Annotated in this window: 5 protein-coding genes; all 5 read left to right on the top strand. The window is 69.1% G+C overall.

Annotation, left to right across the window (positions count from 1 at the left end; translation table 11 throughout):
* Positions 1 to 19 precede the first annotated feature (19 nt).
* The 5 genes from OG203_RS08010 to OG203_RS07990 all read left to right on the top strand — a co-directional run bounded on the left by OG203_RS08010 (position 20) and on the right by OG203_RS07990 (position 19,049).
* Positions 20 to 502: an FxsA family protein gene (locus tag OG203_RS08010; RefSeq protein ID WP_405165037.1), complete on the top strand. Its 483-nt coding sequence runs from the start codon at positions 20 to 22 to the stop codon at positions 500 to 502.
* Positions 503 to 578: 76 nt separating this feature from the next.
* A complete protein-coding gene (locus tag OG203_RS08005) occupies positions 579 to 821 on the top strand; it encodes a hypothetical protein (protein ID WP_405165036.1) in 243 nt (80 codons plus the stop codon).
* Between the two features lie 164 nt (positions 822 to 985).
* Positions 986 to 2,581, top strand: a complete 1,596-nt coding sequence (locus OG203_RS08000; RefSeq protein ID WP_405165035.1) for an amidohydrolase — start codon at positions 986 to 988, stop codon at positions 2,579 to 2,581.
* Positions 2,582 to 3,045: 464 nt separating this feature from the next.
* Complete coding sequence (lnt, locus tag OG203_RS07995) at positions 3,046 to 4,815, top strand: apolipoprotein N-acyltransferase (RefSeq protein WP_405167793.1); 1,770 nt, start codon at positions 3,046 to 3,048, stop codon at positions 4,813 to 4,815.
* Positions 4,816 to 5,174: 359 nt separating this feature from the next.
* Positions 5,175 to 19,049: an amino acid adenylation domain-containing protein gene (locus OG203_RS07990; protein ID WP_405165034.1), complete on the top strand. Its 13,875-nt coding sequence runs from the start codon at positions 5,175 to 5,177 to the stop codon at positions 19,047 to 19,049.
* Positions 19,050 to 19,100 lie beyond the last annotated feature (51 nt).

The following is a 19,100-nucleotide window of genomic DNA, read 5'->3' as shown; positions in this document are numbered from 1 at the left end:
ATCGTCCGAAAGGATCGCCATGCCCGCCCTAGTATTCGTCCTCTACGTGATCACCGAGATCATCGCACTGGTCGCCGTCGGCCAGTGGCTCGGTGTGATTCCCGCCATCTTGCTGCTGATCGCCGGATCCGCCGCGGGCATGCTGCTGATCGGTTCGCAGGGTCGGCGCGTGTTCGAGCAGTTCCGCCGCGCCGGACGCGGCGAGATCGCGCCAGGCACCGCGGTCGCCGACGGCGCGCTGGTCGCCGCCGGCGGATTCCTGATGTTCGTGCCCGGTCTGGTCACCTCGCTGTTCGGGTTGCTCCTGCTGTTGCCGCCGACCAGGATGCTGGTGCGTCCGCTGGTCACCGCGTTCGCCGCGCGCCGGTTCGGCAAGCTGGCCGCCGCGGTCCCGTATCGCGGTGTGGTGATCGACGGTGACGAGGTGGTCGACGGCGTCGTCGTGCAGCAGTGGTACGACGACGGGCAAGGCAACGCCCGCCGCGCGATTACCAAGCCATAGTTTCGCTATTACCAACGAGTAGTAAAGGCACGCGGGCGCGCTAGGGTTCCGCGCGAATCGGAGCTATGGTGGCGCGATGGCCACCGAGCAACTCACCATCACGGTGAGCGAGGAGCTAGCCGCAGCAGTCAAGAAGGCCGCGGCAGCTGCCGGACAGTCGATTTCTGGGTTCACCGCGGCGGCGCTGCGGCTGGAGCTGATCGCCGTCGAAGCAGGTTGTCGGTCCGGCTCGCACCTAGGGCCGTCACAATTCGCCGAGGTGATGACGGTACTTGCCTGCCCCGAAGACACGGCACCGCACCGCGTTCTGAACGGCTGACCTGAACGCCCGAATCGGGCATACGGCAGACTGGTGCCTCGTGAGTGAGCGTTGCGAGCGAACCATCAGCACAGCGTGCGTGCGCACGACCGAGCCGAGCGAGGTCGAGTCGTGAGCCAACGAACCGTGCGCGCGACGGAGCCGAGCGCTAGCGAGGTGGAGTCGTGAGTACCCAGTTGCTGATCGGCGGTCGCTTCTACAGTTCCAGTTCGCCCGACGCGACAGCCATGGCGGTCACCGACGGCACCGTGGTGTGGCTCGGCGCCGAGCAGCCGGGCCGCGCACTGCACCCGGACGCCGAGATCATCGACCTGGACGGCGCGTTCGTGGCACCGGCCTTCGTCGACCCGCACGTGCACGTCACCGCGCTGGGACTGAAGCTGACCGGGCTCGACCTATCCGTGGCCCGCTCGCTCGAACACTGCCTGACGCTGCTGAGCGATTTCGCCGCGGCCCGCCCCGAGGGCGCGATCCTCGGCGACGGCTGGGACGAGACCACCTGGCCGGAGGGACGCCCGCCGACGATCGAGGAAATCGACAAGGCCGCAGGCGCCCGGCACGTGTATCTGTCCAGGATCGACGCGCATTCGGCCGTGGTGTCCTCGGCCCTACTCGACGCCCTCCCTCAGGTCACCACCACCGACGGCTTCACCCGCGGCGAACCCGTCCGCGCGACCGCCCACCACCTGGTGCGGACCGCCGTGCTCGCGGAACTCGATCAGGCACAACGAGATCGAGCACGAACCGCCGCCCTCGACCACGCGGCCGCGCACGGCATCGTGGCGGTGCACGAATGCGCGGGCCCAGAAATCTCCGGCCGCACCGACATTCGTGAACTGCTCGCCTTCCAGCACGGCGTCGAGGTGCGCGCGTACTGGGGCGAAGCAGTCAGCAGCGCGGACGAAGCCCGCGCAGTGGTCGCCGAACTCGGCGTGCACGCCCTCGGCGGCGACCTGTTCGTCGACGGCTCCTTCGGCTCGCACACCGCCTGGCTGCGCGACCCCTACACCGACGACCCCGGCACCGGCCGCGCCTACCAGGACGCCGACACCATCACCGCCCACGTCCGCGCCTGCACCGAGGCCGGAATCCAGGCGGGCTTCCATGTGATCGGCGACGCCGCCATGGACGCGATCGTCACCGGATTCGACCGTGTCGTCAGCGAATTCGGCGGCCCGGCCGTCGCCGCCCTCGGCCACCGCGTCGAACACGCCGAACTTCTCGACGCCGAGCAGATCGCCAAGCTCGCCTCGTGGGGGGTAATCGCCAGCGTGCAACCAGGATTCGACGCGGCATGGGGCGGCCCCGACGGCATGTACGCCGCCCGCCTCGGCGCCGAACGCGCCGCCGCGCTGAATCCCTTCGCCGCAATGGCTGCCGCGGGCATCGCCTTGGCCATCGGCTCCGACGCCCCGGTCACCCCGCTCGACCCCTGGTCCGCCGTCCGCGCCGCGGCCAACCACCGCACCCCCGGCCATTCCCTTTCCCCGCGTGCGGCTTTCGCCGCCGCCACCAGGGGAGCCTGGCGCGCGGGCGGTGTCCGCGACGGCATCGCGGGCACCCTGGTCCCGGGCGCTCCCGCCTCCTACGCGGTGTGGGACGCCGACCAACTCGTTGTCGCCGCGGCCGCCGACACCGTCCAACGCTGGTCAACCGACCCGAGATCCCGCGTCCCCGGATTGCCGCCGCTGGCACCGGATTCACCGCTGCCCAACTGCCTGCGCACCGTGCACCGCGGAGCAACTATCTATGCGGCGTGAACACGCGGCCGAACACGCTCCATGGCGGCGCAGATCGCTAGGCCCTGTGTCGAAGTCCCATCCGGCGCCTCCGGGGGCTGGATCGCCGCCTGGCCGCGTTGTCGTCGTCGCCGATACAAACCCGGTATCGGCAACTCCTCCGCCTTGCCAGGCGACGATCCAGCCCCCGGATGCATCCGTCCGGACTTCGACACAGGGCCTAGGCAGGCTTGTCGAGTCGAGCGCGCGGCCAGGGGATGTACCTCGTCGCGACGACGCGGCCGAATCCCGCAGCGCTACATCGGCTGTCACGGGCGGCGTTCCGATGAGGCACGCGCGGACTACTGCGCACCTCGATGCCAGCTCGATGGCAAGTCGAGTCGAGCCGCGCGGCCATCGAACTCGCCGCGCTCGGCGTGCGTGCCGGTGGCTCGACACGACATCGCAACATCGGGGAATCGCTGCGCTCGGCGCGGCTGTATCGCATGGGAAGGCGACCACTCGTGGTGCGTGAACGACTGTCGGCGGCACTGACCAGGTATCCGGTGCTGTGGCGATCGGTGGCGGCGATCGTGGCCGGGCTGCTGCTGTTCGGCAGTTTCCCGCCGCGGCCGTGGTGGTTCCTTGCGCCGCTTGGCATTACGGTGCTCGCGCTGACCGTGCGCGGGAGTCGGCGGTTGCGCGGTGGATTCGGGTACGGGTTCCTGGCCGGACTCGCGTTCTTCGTTCCGCTGTTGCCGTGGACCGGTATCTACGTCGGGCCGCTGCCGTGGCTGGCGCTGTCGACGGTGTGCGCGGTGTACATCGGGTTATTCGGGTTGGTGGCGCGACTCGTCGGGACGTTGCCAGGCTGGCCGCTGTGGGTGGCTTTGGCGTGGTCGACCGCGGAGTGGGCGCGGTCCAGTTTTCCGTTCGGCGGATTTCCGTGGGGCCGTTTGGCATTCGGACAGGCCGACGGGTGGTTCCTGTCGCTGGCGTCGATCGGCGGCGCGCCGCTGGTCAGTTTCGCGGTGGCGCTCACCGGAACCGGCGCGGCGGCGCTGATTCTGGCGGTGCGATCGAGACGTGTGAGTCAGTCGGCGCCCGGTTCGGATGATGTTGGCCAGGAATCGAATAGTGACGACGCGTCGACCGAGGATGCTGTCGCACCGGGCCGTGGGGTCGAGGTCATGGATCGCGCCTCCGAGGATGCGGATCACACCTCGAAGATCACGCCGCAGCATCGCGCCCCCACCTCGCGCATCGCATTGGTCACCGCTGCAGTGACTTTGATCATCATGCCGATCGCCGGACTGATCCTGAGCACCACCCTGCCCGCCCCGGATCAAGGCGACCGCACCATCACCGTCGCCGCGATCCAAGGCAGCGTCCCGCGCCTGGGCCTCGACTTCAACGCCCAACGCCGCGCCGTGCTGGACAACCACGTCCGCCGCACCAAGGAACTGGCCCGCGCGATCGAGGCGGGCCAGGCGAAGAAGCCGGATGTGGTGATCTGGCCGGAGAATTCGTCCGATATCGACCCATTGCGCAACGCCGACGCGGCGGCGCTGATCACCGAGGCGTCCGAGCAGGTCGGCGCGCCGATCCTGGTCGGCGCGGTGCTGGTGAACAGCGATCGCACCACGACGAACTCGGTGATCGTGTGGAACGGCGCGGCGGGCCCGGGGGAGCGGCACGACAAGAAGATCATCCAGCCGTTCGGCGAATACCTGCCGATGCGCTCGTTCTTCCGGTTGTTCTCCGAATACGCCGACCGCGCCGGGTATTTCGTGCCAGGCCACGGCAACGGTGTGGTGCACGCGGATGGTGTCGGTATCGGCGTCGCCACCTGCTATGAGGTCGCCTTCGACCGCGCCTTCGAGGACGCGATGCGCGCGGGCGCCCAGCTGCTCACCGTGCCGACCAACAACGCGACCTTCGGCGACAGCGAGATGACCTACCAGCAGCTGGCCATGTCGCGAGTGCGGGCCGTCGAGCACGGCCGCGCGCTCGTTGTCGCGGCAACCTCCGGGGTGAGCGCGATCATCGCCGCCGATGGCACTGTGCTACAAGAGACTCCGCAGTTTGTTCCGGCCGCGTTGATCGCGGATCTGCCGCTGCGCACCAGCAACACACTCGCGACCCGAGTCGGTCCGGCGCCGGAGATCGTCTTTGTCGGGCTGACCGTCGGCGCCATGCTTGCCGCCGTGATCCGGCGCCGACGGTCCCGCGCCACGACCGGTCAAACGGTAGAGATCGGACAAACCGTTTCCTGACCGGGCCGATTACGGACCGAACACTCGGTATTTTCTGTGGCATCTGTAGCTATATTGTGATGTAGCGCGTAATTCGCCGGATGGCGTGGGGTACGCAGTCGTTTTCTTGTCGCGTCACCTATCTTCCTGGCGTTTCGCCGAGGCAATGCGCCCATAACGCCCAGTTCGCGACGATGTAGCTACCAAAATCGTGGCCCACCAACGGCGTTGGATGTGAAACAAATCCAACTCGTCGGCAATCCGCCCGTTCTAACGCTCCGAATCTAAATGCGTAGATCACGTCCACCGTCGGCGCACGCGCGCCGACGGTGCGGCGTTGCTCGGAGAGTGGCGTCAACAGCGGCAGAACGGAGTGATTGATGAGTTCATTGGCCACGGATCGCGTCGACCAATGTTCATCCGGCGAATTCTCGGCACAACCGTTCGTTCTGTCGCCAGCGCAGACCGCGCTCTGGTACGCGCAGCGGATACGCCCGGATGTGCCGTTGACCATCGCCCAGTACGTGGAGATCCACGGCGACCTGGATGTCGGGCGGTTGCTCTACGCGATCGAGCGCTTCGGCGCGGAGGCGCAGGTCGGTCACGTGCGGCTGCTGGAGATCGACGGAATCCCGCATCAGCGCATCGATTCCACCCGTCGCCCCGGGTGGGCCCGGCTCGACCTGCGCGGCGAGGCGGACCCGAAGGCGGCGGCGCGACGCTGGATGAGCGAGCACGCCAGCTCGCCGATCGATCTGGAACGCGACCCGCTCAGCACCAATGTGGTACTGCGGACCGGAGATTCGGACTACATCTGGTACGCCCGTGCCCATCACATCGTGATCGACGGATACGGCGCGATGAACGCGCTCACCCGCACCGCGGAGATCTACACCGCGCTGGAGAACCACACCGAGCCGGTGGCCTCCCGCGCGACACCGCTGGCCGAGATGTACGCCGACGAGCTGCGCTACCGGGATTCCAGCAGGTTCCGCGCCGACCGCGACTACTGGCTCGAGCAGCTGGCGGGCGCGGGCGAGCCGATGAGCCTCAGCGGCGCCATCGTCACCGCCGTGACGCACGAGGCGGGCAGGCGCACCGCCACCGCCGTGCTCGACGATCACTGCCAGTCCGCGATGGACGCGGCGACCACCACCTTCGGCACCGCCAACTCCGCGCTGTTCGTCGCGGCGCTCGGCGCGTATGTGCGGTCGGTGACCGGCAATTCGGATGTGGTGCTGAGTCTGCCGATGTCCGCGCGCACCACGGTCTCGCTGCGCCGCTCGGCGGGTGTGGTGTCCAACGTGGTGCCGATCCGGTTGAAGTTCACCGCGAAGACCACCATCGCCGACCTGGTGAAGGCTACTGAGCTGCAGATCACCGGCGCGCTGCGCCATCAGCGCTACCGGCACGACGACATCCGCCGCGACAGCGGCTACTCCCGCGACGCGCGCGGCTTCTTCGGCCCGATGGTCAACATCATGCTGTTCCACAACGAGCTGAAGTTCGGCAGCCTGGTCGGCTCGTTCAACGTGCTGGCCACCGGACCCGTCGAGGACCTGTCGGTCAACGTGTACAACGGCGTCGGCAATCGCATCCACGTCGACTTCGAGGCCAACCCCCGGCTCTACAGCGACACCGAGGTGACCACCCACCACGACCGCTACGTCGACTTCCTCACCCGTTTCCTCACCGCGGCACCGGACACCCTCGCCGAGACGCTCACCGCGATCACGGCGACCGAACGCGACCGCGTCCTGTACGACTGGAACGCGACCGAGACCCCACCGCACACCGGCACCCTCGCGAGCCTGTTCGCCGAGCGCGCCGCGAGCTGCCCCGACGCCGTCGCCCTCGAATTCGGCGACGACGCACTGGCCCTCCCGTCGCCGGACCACCACCCCTCGATGAGTCCCTTCGGGACGCTGACCTATCGCGAACTCGACGACCGTGCCAACCGGCTCGCCCGGCTGCTCATCGCCCGCGGCGCAGGCCCGGAGCAGTCGGTCGCGCTGTGCCTGCGCCGCAGCCTCGACCTCGTCGTCGGCATGTACGCGATCGTCAAGGCGGGCGCGGCCTACCTGCCGCTCGATCCCGAGCATCCGGCCGAACGCATCGAGCAGATCGTGCGCCAGGCGGCACCGGTCTGCGTACTCACCGCGGACCGCGACGAACTCACCCTGCCCGTGCATCAGCTCGCCATCGACACCGTCGACCTGTCCGGCTTCGACAGCGCCCCGATCACCGATGCCGACCGCACGGCCGCGCTGCGTCCCGACCACCTCGCCTACATCATCTTCACCTCCGGCTCGACCGGAAAACCCAAGGGCGTTGGCGTCACTCACGCCGCGATCGTCAACCGGTTGCGCTGGATGCAGCACGAGTATCCGCTCGACCACACCGACGCGGTCCTGCAGAAGACCCCGGCCACCTTCGACGTCTCGGTGTGGGAGTTCTTCTGGCCCTTGCAGATCGGCGCGCGACTGGTCGTCGCCGAGCATGACGGTCACCGCGACCCCGGCTACCTGGCCCGGTTGATCACCGAAAAGCACATCACCACAGCGCATTTCGTGCCATCCATGCTGTCGGTCTTCGTCACCGACACCGACGTGCGCGGCTGCACCGCCCTGCGCCAGGTGTTCTGCAGCGGTGAGGCGCTGCCCGCCGCGACGGTCCGCGACTTCCATGCCGCGCTGCGTTTACCCACCCCGCCGGCTACCGTCCCCAGGCACACACCCGCGCTGCACAACCTTTACGGCCCGACCGAAGCCGCGGTCGACGTCACCTACTGGCCGTGCACCGCCGACCCGGCGAACGTGCCGATCGGCTCACCGGTCTGGAATACCCAGACCTACGTACTGGATTCGCGCCTGCGCCCGGTGCCTCCCGGCGTGGTCGGCGAGCTGTATCTGGCCGGTGTGCAGCTGGCCCGCGGCTACCTCGGCCAGCCCCGGCTCACCGCCGATCGCTTCGTGGCGAACCCGTTCACCCCGGGCATGCGGATGTACCGCACCGGTGACCTGGCCCGCTGGCAGCTCGCGACCGGGCGCCCCGGCGTGCTGGAATACATGGGCCGCAGCGACTTTCAGGTCAAGATCCGCGGCCTGCGCATCGAACTCGGCGAGATCGAGGCGGCGCTGCTTGCCGACGACCGCGTGGCAAGGGCGGTCTGCGTGGCGCACACCGGACGCAACGGCGACGAACTGGTCGCCTACGTCGTCGCGACACTGGACGCCGAGGAGTATCGGCCAGCGGTGCCCAGTGTCAGCGGTCCGCACCCGGTCTCCCGCATCGACACGGCCGCACTGCTCACCGCGCTGCGCCGCACCCTGCCCGCGTACATGGTGCCGTCCGCGCTGATGGAACTCGACGAGCTGCCACTGAGCGCCAACGGCAAGATCGACCGCAAGGCGCTGCCCGCGCCCGCGCTGGGTGCCCGTTCGGCGAACAGATCGACCGCCGAGCCGCGCACCGAGGTGGAGCGGGTGCTCGCGGGCGTCTTCGCGGAGGTGCTCGGCACCGACGATATCGGCGTCGAGGACAGCTTCTTCGACCTCGGCGGCAATTCGCTCATCGCCGCCCGCGCGGTGGCCAGGATCAATGCCGCCCTCGGCACCGGGCTGACCATCCGCGACCTGTTCGAGGCGTCGACCATCGCCGCGCTCACCCAGTGCTTCGCCACCAACACCGCCGACGTCGCCTCGCCGAAACTCGTTGCGGCCGTGCGCCCGGAACGGATTCCGCTGTCGCTGGCACAGCAGCGACTGTGGATCCTCAACCGGTTCGCCGAACACGCCGCGGCCTACAACATGCCACTCGCCGTCCGGATCGAGGGGGTACTCGACGTCGAGGCGTTGCGTGCCGGTCTGGTCGACGTGATCGAACGGCACGAGAGCCTGCGTACCACGTTTCCCGAGGCGGCGGACGGACCGTGCCAGCTGATCCATCCGGCCGCCGAGATCCCGCTCACCCTCGACCCGATCGACGCCACCGGCGCCGATGTCGCCGCGCTGGCCACCGAATTCGCCGGGTACGGTTTCGATCTGCGCATCCAGGCCCCGGTCCGGGTGGCGCTCTACGCCACCGGACCGGACAGCTGGGTGTTTCTGCTTGTGCTGCACCACATTTGCGGTGACGGCTGGTCGATCGCGCCGCTGGCCAGGGACCTGATGACCGCGGTCTCGGCGCGCACCGAGGGCGCCGCGCCGCGCTGGACGCCGCTGCCGGTGCAGTACGCCGATTTCGCGCTGTGGCAGCGCGAACTGCTCGGCGCCGAATCCGATCCGGCGAGCGCGCTGAGTGGTCAACTGACGCACTGGCGTTCGGCGCTGGCCGGGCTGCCGGACCAGCTCGATCTGCCATTGGACCGCCCGCGCCCGCTGCGCCGGTCCACCACCGGCGACCGGGTCGAATTCACCATCGCCCCCGAAATCCGCCGCGCCGCAGGCGAACTGGCGGCCACCCGGGGCGTGAGCATGTTCATGGTGCTGCACGCCGCACTCGCCACGCTGCTGGCGCGGCTGTGCGCGAGCACCGACATCGCCATCGGCACCCCGATCGCCGGTCGCTCCGATCCTGCCCTCGACGAGCTGGTCGGCATGTTCGTGAACACGCTGGTACTGCGCACCGAGGTCGATCCCGCCGCGGGCTTCGACCGCATGCTCGACGTGGTGCGCGAGACCGACCTCAACGCCTTCGCCAACGCCGACGTGCCGTTCGAGCGGCTGGTCGAGGTCGTCAACCCGGAACGCTCGGCTGCCAGGCATCCGCTGTTCCAGGTGATGCTGTCCTACGACCGCGCGCCGGACCTGCACGTCGAGCTGTCCGGCCTGCGGGCCGAGGTGCTGCCGATCGTCTCCGGCATCGCCAAGTTCGATCTGCAGCTTGTGGTGCACGACGATATCTCCGACGGCCCGCTGACCGCCGAATTCGGTTACGCCACCGATATTTTCGACAGCGCGACGGTCGAGTCGTTCGCCCGCCGCTTCGTCGCCGTGCTCAACGCGGTGGTCGCCGCGCCGAGCATGCCGATCGGTGACCTGACCATCCTCGATCGCCGCGAACTCGCCAACCTGGTACCGATCGCGGGCTCGCCCGCCGAGCCGTTCAGCACGCTGGCCCAGCTGCTCACCGACACCGCCGAACGGCTGCCGGATGCGGTGGCGGTGCGCTACCTCGGCATCGACACCACCTACCGCGAGCTCGACGAAACGTCGAACAAGCTGGCCCGCGCGCTGATCGAACACGGCGCCGGTCCCGAGGTGGTCGTCGCGATCGCGCTGCCGCGCGGCCTCGACGCCATCACCGCCGTGTGGGCCGTCGCGAAAACCGGTGCGGCATATGTGCCGGTCGATCCGGGCTACCCGGGCGAGCGGATCGCGCACATGATCGGCGACTCCGGCGCCATCCTCGGCCTGACCGATGCCGAATGTCTTGCCGCCCTGCCGGAATGGCCCGCGCCGCGCGGTAAGCACCGCAAGAACAACGTCGACTGGCTGGTGTTCGGCTCCGAGGAGCTGGCCGCCGAATCCGTGGACTACTCAACGGGTCCCATCACCGATGCCGACCGGCATCATCCGCTGTGCACGGTGCATCCGGCCTACCTCATCTACACCTCCGGCTCGACCGGCATGCCGAAGGCGGTGGTGATCACCCACGCCGGGCTCGCCTCGCTCGCACACGAGCAGATGCACCTGTTCGGTGTCTCGGATTCGGCACGGACACTGCACTTCTCGTCGCCGAGCTTCGACGCGTCGGTGCTGGAACTGCTGCTCGGTTTCGCGGCGGGCGCGACCATCGTCGTCGCACCGGCGGGCCTGTACGGCGGCACCGAACTCGCCGCGTTCTTACGCGACGAACGGGTCACCCACGCCTTCGTCACCCCCGCCGCGCTGGCCACCGTGCCGACCGAGGGGCTCGACGAGCTCGAGGCGGTCATCGTCGGCGGTGAGGCGTGCGACGAGGAGCTCGTCGAAACCTGGTCGGTCGAGCACCGCATGCACAACATGTACGGTCCATCGGAGGCGACCGTCGCGGCCACCGCGACCGGTCCGATGGTGCCTGGTCGCCCGGTGCCGCTCGGCAGGCCGATCCGCGGCATGCGGCTGTTCGTGCTGGACGGACGGCTGCATCCGGTGCCGCCTGGTACGCCGGGCGAGCTGTATCTGTCCGGGCCCGGCCTGGCGCGCGGCTATCACGGCCGTTTCGGCATGACCGCGCAGCGGTTCCCGGCCAACCCGCACGGCAGGCGGGGCGAGCGCATGTACCGCACCGGCGACCTGGTGGTTATCGAACCGGGCGGACAGCTGCGGTTCCTCGGCCGCGCCGACGACCAGATCAAGATCCGCGGGTTCCGCATCGAGCTGCGCGAGGTCGACCATGTGCTGCGTGGCCACCCCGGGGTGAGTTTCGCGCTGACCGTGGTGCATACCGACGAGCAGGGCCGGGCGCGGCTCGCCTCGTACGTCACGGCGGAGCAGCCGGTGCAGGCCGCGGCGGTCATCGAGACCGCGCGGCAGCGGCTGCCCGGATACATGGTGCCCGCCTCGGTCATCGTGCTGGACGAGCTGCCGGTCACTCCGGCGGGCAAGCTGGATCGAAAGGCGTTCCCGGAACCCGTCTTCGCTGCCATCGGTTCCTCGCGCGCGCCGCGCACGGAGCTGGAGTTGCGGGTCGCCGGAGTGTTCGGCGACATTCTCGGCCGTCCCGTCACCGGGGCGGAAGACAGCTTCTTCGACGTCGGCGGCAACTCGCTGCTTGCCACCAGGCTGGCCGCGGCACTGCACGCGGAGTTCGATGTCGACCTGCCGGTGCGGGTGATCTTCGAGGCGCCGACCGTCGCGGGTGTCGCCGAGCGGCTCACGGAAGCGCCCCGGACGCAGCGGTTGGCGCTGGCTGTGCAGACCACGCGTCCGGGACGCATTCCATTGTCGCTGCCGCAGCAGCGACTGTGGTTCCTCAATCGATATTCTCCCGAATCGAGCGCATATAACATCGCTTTCGTTATCCGAATCGCCGGTGAGTTGGATGTGGCGGCGCTGCGCGCGGCGCTCACCGACGTCATCGAGCGGCACGAAGTGTTGCGCACGGTTTTCCCGGAGGACAGCAACGGGGCACAGCAGTCGGTGCTGCCGACCGCTCGCGCGCTGCCGAGCATCGACCCGATCGACACCGACGACGCGGGCGCCGCGGCCGCACTGCGCACCCTCGCGCACACCGGCTTCGATCTCGTTCGCACCACTCCGCTGCGAACGACGTTGCTGCGCACCGCATCCGAGCGCTACTTGCTCGGCATCGTGGTGCACCACATCGCCGCCGACGGCTGGTCGCTCGGCCCGCTGACCAGGGACCTGGCCGCTGCCTATGTGGCGAGGCACGAGGGCACCGCGCCCGCGTGGGCGCCACTTCCGGTGCAGTACGCCGACTTCGGGCTGTGGCAGCGTGCCTGCCTCGGCGACGAGAACGACCAGGGCAGCCTCGCGGGCAACCAGTTGGCGTACTGGCGGACCGCGCTCGCCGACCTGCCCGACGAACTCCCGCTGCCCTACGACCGGCCGCGGCCCGCGGAACCGACGCAGCGGGCGGGCACGGTGAAGTTCACGGTGCCCGAACCGGTGCAGCACGCCCTCGCCGACCTCGGCAGGGAACAGGGCGTGAGCATGTTCATGGTGCTGCGCTCGGCGCTCGCGGTGCTGCTTCGCTCGGTCACCGGCGGCCGCGACATCGTGATCGGCACACCGGTCGCGGGGCGCACCGACACCAAGCTCGACGAGCTGGTCGGCATGTTCGTCAACACGCTGGTGCTGCGTTCCGACGTCGACCCGGACCACACCTTCGCGGGGTTGCTGCGTGCCGATCGGGACACCGAGCTTGCCGCGATGGCGCACGCCGACATTCCGTTCGAACGCATCGTGGAGGAATTGGGCCGCGACGCACGGGCTTCCGGTCGCCATCCGTTGTTCCAGGTGGCGCTGAGCGTGCAGGACGGGCCCGTCCCGATGCTGGAATTGCCGGGTCTCGCGCTGCGCGCCGAGGAACTCGATATCGCACTCGCCAAGTTCGACCTGGAACTGCGGGTCGCGCACATCGGCTGCGACGCCGGACCGGGCGAACCCGGGCAGGCCTTCGAATTCGTCTATGCGGCCGAGCTTTTCGACGAGTCGACGATCCATACCCTGGCCGACCGGTTCCTGCGCGTGCTCGCGTCGGTCACCGCTGATCCGCGAGTCCTGGTGCGCGACATCGACGCTCGTACCGAGCGCGAACGACGCCTGTTCGCCCCGGCGACCGGCGGGGCGACGATGCCGCAGTGCACGCTGCCCGCGTACTTCACCGCCACCGCGCACATGCACCCGCAGCGCACCGCCCTGCAGTGGGGCAGTACCACGCTCACCTACGCCGAGGTGGATCGCCGCTCGAATCGGCTGGCCCGCGCACTCCTCGCGCGTGATATCGGCTCGGGGGACCGGGTCGCGCTCGGGCTCACCCGATCGATCGAATCCGTCATCACGGTGCTCGCCGTGGTCAAGACCGGCGCCGCGTTCGTGCCGGTCGACCCGAACTATCCGGCCGACCGGATCAGGCACATGCTGACCGACGCCGGCTGCTGGCTCGGTGTCACCGCCAGCGCGTACGCCGAGCAGTTACACGCGGCCGCCATGGACGGCCCGGCGACGGACTGGGTGCTGCTCGACGATCCCGACTTCGCCACCGAACTCGACAACCACGACGACGCGCTGGTCGACGACCTGGACCGGCTGTGCACCATCGAGGTGGACGATCTCGCCTACCTGATCTACACCTCGGGCTCGACCGGAAAACCCAAGGGCGTCGCGGTAACCCACGCCGGACTGTCCAATTTCGCGGACGAACTCCGCGACCGGATGCGGGTCGACCGCGAATCGCGCACCCTGCACTTCGCCTCGCCGAGCTTCGACGCGGCCGTGCTCGAGCTGCTGCTTGCGATCGGATCCGGTGCCGCGATGGTGATCTGCCCGCCCGATATCTACGGCGGCGACGAGCTCGCCGCGCTGATGGAACGCGAGCGGATCACCCACGCCTTCATCACCCCGGCGGCGCTGTCGACCATCGACCAGGACCGCTGGCCGCTGCCGCACCTGCGCGCGCTGATGGTCGGCGGGGAGGCCTGCGCACCGGACCTGGTCGCCCGCTGGGCGCCGAATCGCCACCTGCACAACATGTATGGGCCCACCGAGACGACCATCGTTATCACCATCTCCGAGCCGATGGCACCCGATCGGCCGGTCACCATCGGCACGCTGGTGCGCGGGGCACGCGCGCTGGTTCTCGATGAGCGGCTGCGCGCGGTGCCGGTCGGTGTGCCAGGCGAGCTGTACCTCGGCGGCTACGGCGTGGCGCGCGGCTACTTCGACCGATTCGGGCTCACCGCGGCGCGTTTCGTGGCCGACCCGTACGGTCCCGCCGGAGCGCGGCTGTACCGCACCGGTGACGTGGTGCGCTGGAACGCCGCCGGTGAACTGTGCTACCTCGGCCGCAGCGACCATCAGGTGAAGGTGCGCGGCTTCCGCATCGAGCTCGGCGAGATCACCGCCGCGCTCGGCGAGCACCCCGGAGTGCGGTTCGCGCACACCGAGGTTCGCCAGATCGCGGGCGCCGATCGGATCGTGTCCTTTGTGCAGGCCTCCGACGAGCACGCAGGTGTGGATGTGGAGGCGGTGCGCGCCCATGTGGGCGCGCAGTTGCCGTCGCACATGGTGCCAGCGAGTATCACTGTGCTGGAACATATTCCGTTGACGCCGGTGGGCAAGCTCGATACCGCCGCGCTGCCCGAACCGCAACTCGTCGCCGATGTCGCGACGCGCGCGCCGGAGACCGAATCGGAGCGGCTGGTCGCCAGGGTGATGGCGGAACTGGTCGGCGTCGACGCGGTACGGGCCGACGACAGCTTCTTCGACATCGGCGGAAACTCGCTGCTGGCAACGCAACTCGTCGCCCGGCTGGCCGCGGCGACGAACATCCGCCTCGAGGTGCGCACCGTGTTCGCCGCGCCTCGGGTCGCCGCGCTCGCCGCGCTGCTCGATTCCGGGCCAGCGGGCTCGGACGCGCGCCCGGCGTTGGCACGACGGCACCGGCCCGAGCGGATTCCGCTGTCCGCGGCACAGCGGCGACTGTGGTTCCTCAACCGGTTCAACGGATCCGGCGAATCGGCCGACCGGACGGCGGGCGCCTACAACGTGCCGGTCGTGCTGCGGATGAACGGCACACTCGATGTCGACGCGCTGGTCATGGCGTTGCACGCGGTGCAGGCCAGGCACGAGACGCTGCGGACCGTGTTCCCCGAGACCAACGGCGAACCGGCCCAGCAGGTGCTCGATCTGGCCGCCGCCGCGATCACGCTGTTCGTCGCGACGGTCACCCCCGAAGAGGTCGACGATGCCGTACGGCGCTTCGCCGCACCGGGATTCGACCTCGCTGGCATGGTGCCGATGCGGGCCGCGCTGATCTCGGTATCGCCCGACGGCGACACCGGGGTACAGAATCCGGCCGAGGTGTCCGACGAACACGTGCTGGTGCTTGTGGTGCATCACATCGCCATGGACGGCTGGTCGCTCGAGCCGATGGCGCTCGACGTGGCGACCGCCTACCGGGCGGCCTGCGCGGGGCGGACGCCGGAATGGACCGATCTCGCCGTCCAGTACGCGGATTACACACTGTGGCAACAGGACACGCTCGGCGCCGAGAACGACGCCGACTCGGTACTGAGCCGTCAGCTGGCCTACTGGCGGCGTGCCCTGGACGGCAGTCCTGAACTGCTGACCGTCCCCGCGGACCGACGGCGTCCGCCAACGCCGTCGTACCGTGGCGGGCTCGTCGAATGCACGGTCGACGCGGACACCCACCGGGAACTGCGGACGGTCGCGACCAGCAACAACGTCAGCATGTTCATGGTGCTGCACGCCGCGCTCGCGGTGCTGCTGCACCGGATGACCGCGACCGACGACATCACCGTCGGCACGCCCATCGCCGGGCGCGGCCACCCCGCGCTGGACCGGCTGATCGGCATGTTCGTCAACACGCTCGTCCTGCGCACCCGGATCGATCCGGATGCCAGGTTCACCGATCTGCTGCACACCGTCCGCGACACCGATCTCGACGCGTTCGCGCACGCCGACGTGCCGTTCGAGCGGCTCGTCGAGGTGCTGAATCCGGCACGGTCGCAAGCACATCACCCGATGTTCCAGGTGATGCTCTCGGTGCAGAACCAGCCGGTGACCGGGCTCGATCTGCCTGATCTGCGGATCGAGGCGGCCGATATCGACACCGGCATCGCCAAGTTCGATCTGCAGTTCACGCTCACCGAATCGCAGACGCCGGAACGGGATCCGGCGGGCATCACGCTGTCGGTGAACTACGCCAGCGATCTGTTCGACGAGCAGACCGCGCTGCGGCTCGGCAAGCGGCTCGTCCGGCTGCTTGCCGCGGTCGCCGCGAATCCGACTACGGCCGTGGGGGATCTGGAGCTGCTCGATCCCGCCGAATGGTCCGGGCTGGCCCCGGTCCGCGGTGCGGAGGCGGACCGCCCGGTCACCTTCCCCGAGGTGTTCGAGGCGGCGGCGAATGTCGACCGCAAGTCGATCGCGTTGCGTACCGAGGACACTCAGGTGAGCTACGACGCGCTCGACCGGTGGACGAACCGGTTGGCTCGGGTGTTGATCCGGCGCGGTGTCGGGCCGGAAACACTGGTGGCGCTTGGCATTCCGCGTTCAGTGGAGTCGGTGGCCACGGTGCTCGCGGTGGCCAAGGCCGGTGCCGCGTTCGTCCCCGTCGACCCGCTGTACCCGGCGCACCGGATCGAGCACATGCTCTCGGATTCCGGCGCGGAACTCGGCATCACCCTCGGCGACTATCGGGCCGAGTTGCCCGGCGGCGTCGAGTGGATCGTGCTGGACGACGCGCACTTCCGCGGGCTCGTGCTCGACTCCTCCGACGCGCCGATCACCGCGGCGGATCGCACCGCGCCGCTGCGGATGGACAACCCGGCGTACGTGATCTACACGTCGGGGTCGACCGGAACGCCGAAGGGGGTGGTGGTCACGCACGGCGGTTTGTCCAACTTCGCCGCCGAGACCGCGCAGCGCTTCGACGTCCAACCCGGTTGCCGTGTCCTGCATTTCGCGACACCGAGCTTCGACGCGGCGATGCTCGACCTGCTGCTCGCCCTCGGCGGCGCGGCCACCCTGGTGATCACGCCGCCCGGTGTGGTCGGCGGTGAAGACCTGGCCAGGGTGTTCATCGACGAGGCGATCACGCACGCGTTCATCACCACCTCGGCGCTCGGCACGGTGGACCCGACCGGGGTCACCGAGCTGCGGCACGTGCTGGTCGGCGGCGAGGCGCTGCCGCCGGACCTGGTCACCCGCTGGGCGCCGAACCGCAACCTGTACAACGTGTACGGGCCCACCGAGACGACCATCGTCACGGTGATCGGTCAGCCGTTGACGCCTGGCGGGCCGATCACCATCGGCGGGCCGATCCGTGGCGTCAGCGCGACCATCCTGGACACCCGCCTGCACCCGGCACCGGTCGGCGTCACCGGCGAATTGCATCTGTCCGGTGCGGCGTTGGCTCGTGGCTATCTCAATCGGCCGGGCCTCACGGCGCAGCGGTTCGTGGCGAATCCGTATGGCAAGCCGGGGGAGCGGATGTATCGAACCGGCGATCTTGTGCGCTGGTGGACCGGGGCGGGATCGCTGTCCGCGGGTCGCAGTATGGGCTCGGGTCGCGAGATCGAGTACGTCGGGCGCACTGATCATCAGGTCAAGATCCGTGGCTTCCGTATCGAACTCGGCGAGATCGACGCGGCGCTGGCGCGGCACGGCGCGGTGGAGTTCGCCACAACCATCGGGCATCGCACGCCAGCGGGAAGCACCGCACTGGTGTCATATGTCAAGGCGCGCAACGGAACCGACGTGACGGCGCCGGAGCTCACCGAGCACGTGGCCGAGCTGGTGCCGAATTACATGGTGCCGCAATCGATCATGCTGCTCGACGCGGTGCCGCTCAGTCCGGTCGGCAAGCTGGACCGAAAAGCATTGCCGGAACCGGTATTCGCCGCCGCCGAGGGCTACCGTGCGCCGTCGACCCCGTCGGAGGCGGCGCTGTGCGCGGCCTTCGCCGCGGTGCTCGGCGTGGAATCGGTTGGCGCCGACGACGGGTTCTTCGAACTCGGCGGCAACTCGCTGCTTGCCACGAAAGTTGTTGCGCAGGTGCGGTCCAACGGTCTGGACCTGCCGGTGCAGTTGATGTTCGGCGAGGCGACCCCGGCGGCCATCGCCGCCCGCCTCGACGGCTCGGGTGCGGGTATCGCGGCGGCGCTTGGCCCGGTGCTGCCGATCCGTCCCAACGGTGCCGCGGCACCGCTGTTCTGCATCCATCCCGCGATCGGGCTTGCCTGGTGCTACTCGGGGCTGCTCGCGCACCTCGCGCCGGACCGTCCGGTGTACGGGCTGCAGGCACCGCACGTCGCGGGCGAGGACGGCTTCGCCTCGATCGCCGAAGCCGCCGGACAGTATGTGGCACATATCAAGTCGATCCAGCCGACCGGGCCCTATCACCTGCTCGGTTGGTCGCTGGGCGGCCTGATCGCACATGAGGTGGCGGTGCGGCTGCAAGAGGCGGGCGAGCAGGTCGCGCTGCTGTCGATGATGGACAGCTACCGGCTCTCCGATGCCTGGCTCGAGCACGCGATCCCGAGCGTGGCCGAGATCATCGAGGAATTCGGCAGCGATCAGCTCGACGCACCGATAGATCCCGCAATGAACCTGCGCGACGCGGCAGAGCTGCTGCGCGCGCGGCCGGGGCCGTTCGCGGCGCTCACCGTCGAGCACCTCGAACGGCTCTACGCCGGGTACACCAACGGCACCCTGCTCGCACACGGCTTCCGGCCCCGCGTCTTCGACGGCGACCTGCTGTTCTTCACCGCAGGCGCGGACGAGATCAACCGGGCCGATCCGGAGCGCCGCGCGTCCGCGTGGCAGCCGTTCGTCACCGGCGACATCAACGACCATGAACTCCCGTGCAGGCACTCGGCAATGACCGCACCCGAATCGCTCGCCGCGATCGGTTCGGTGCTGCGCCGTCAGCTGGACGGCGAACCCGAGCGGCCCTCGGCCAACGGGTCGCATCCGCTGAACGGGGACGCGAAACGGGCCAAGAACGGCTCGCGCTCCGACAAACCCGCCATCGGGATCCGAAAGAAGGAGAAGCAAAGGTGAGTGGGCAGCACCCGTCCACAACCGACTCGTGTCGAGCCGTCGACAGACCGG

The sequence above is a fragment of the Nocardia sp. NBC_01499 genome (assembly GCF_045040275.1).
In the GTDB taxonomy this organism is placed as follows: Bacteria; Actinomycetota; Actinomycetes; order Mycobacteriales; family Mycobacteriaceae; genus Nocardia.
Note: the sequence above shows the minus strand (reverse complement) of the source record. Positions and strands in the feature narration are given on the sequence as shown.

Excerpts from the sequence above, each read along its gene's own strand:
- OG203_RS08010 (WP_405165037.1), top strand. The coding sequence starts at position 20 with ATGCCCGCCCTAGTATTCGTCCTCTACGTGATCACCGAGATCATCGCA.
- OG203_RS08005 (WP_405165036.1), top strand. The coding sequence starts at position 579 with ATGGCCACCGAGCAACTCACCATCACGGTGAGCGAGGAGCTAGCCGCA.
- lnt (WP_405167793.1), top strand. The coding sequence starts at position 3,046 with ATGGGAAGGCGACCACTCGTGGTGCGTGAACGACTGTCGGCGGCACTG.
- OG203_RS07990 (WP_405165034.1), top strand. The coding sequence starts at position 5,175 with ATGAGTTCATTGGCCACGGATCGCGTCGACCAATGTTCATCCGGCGAA.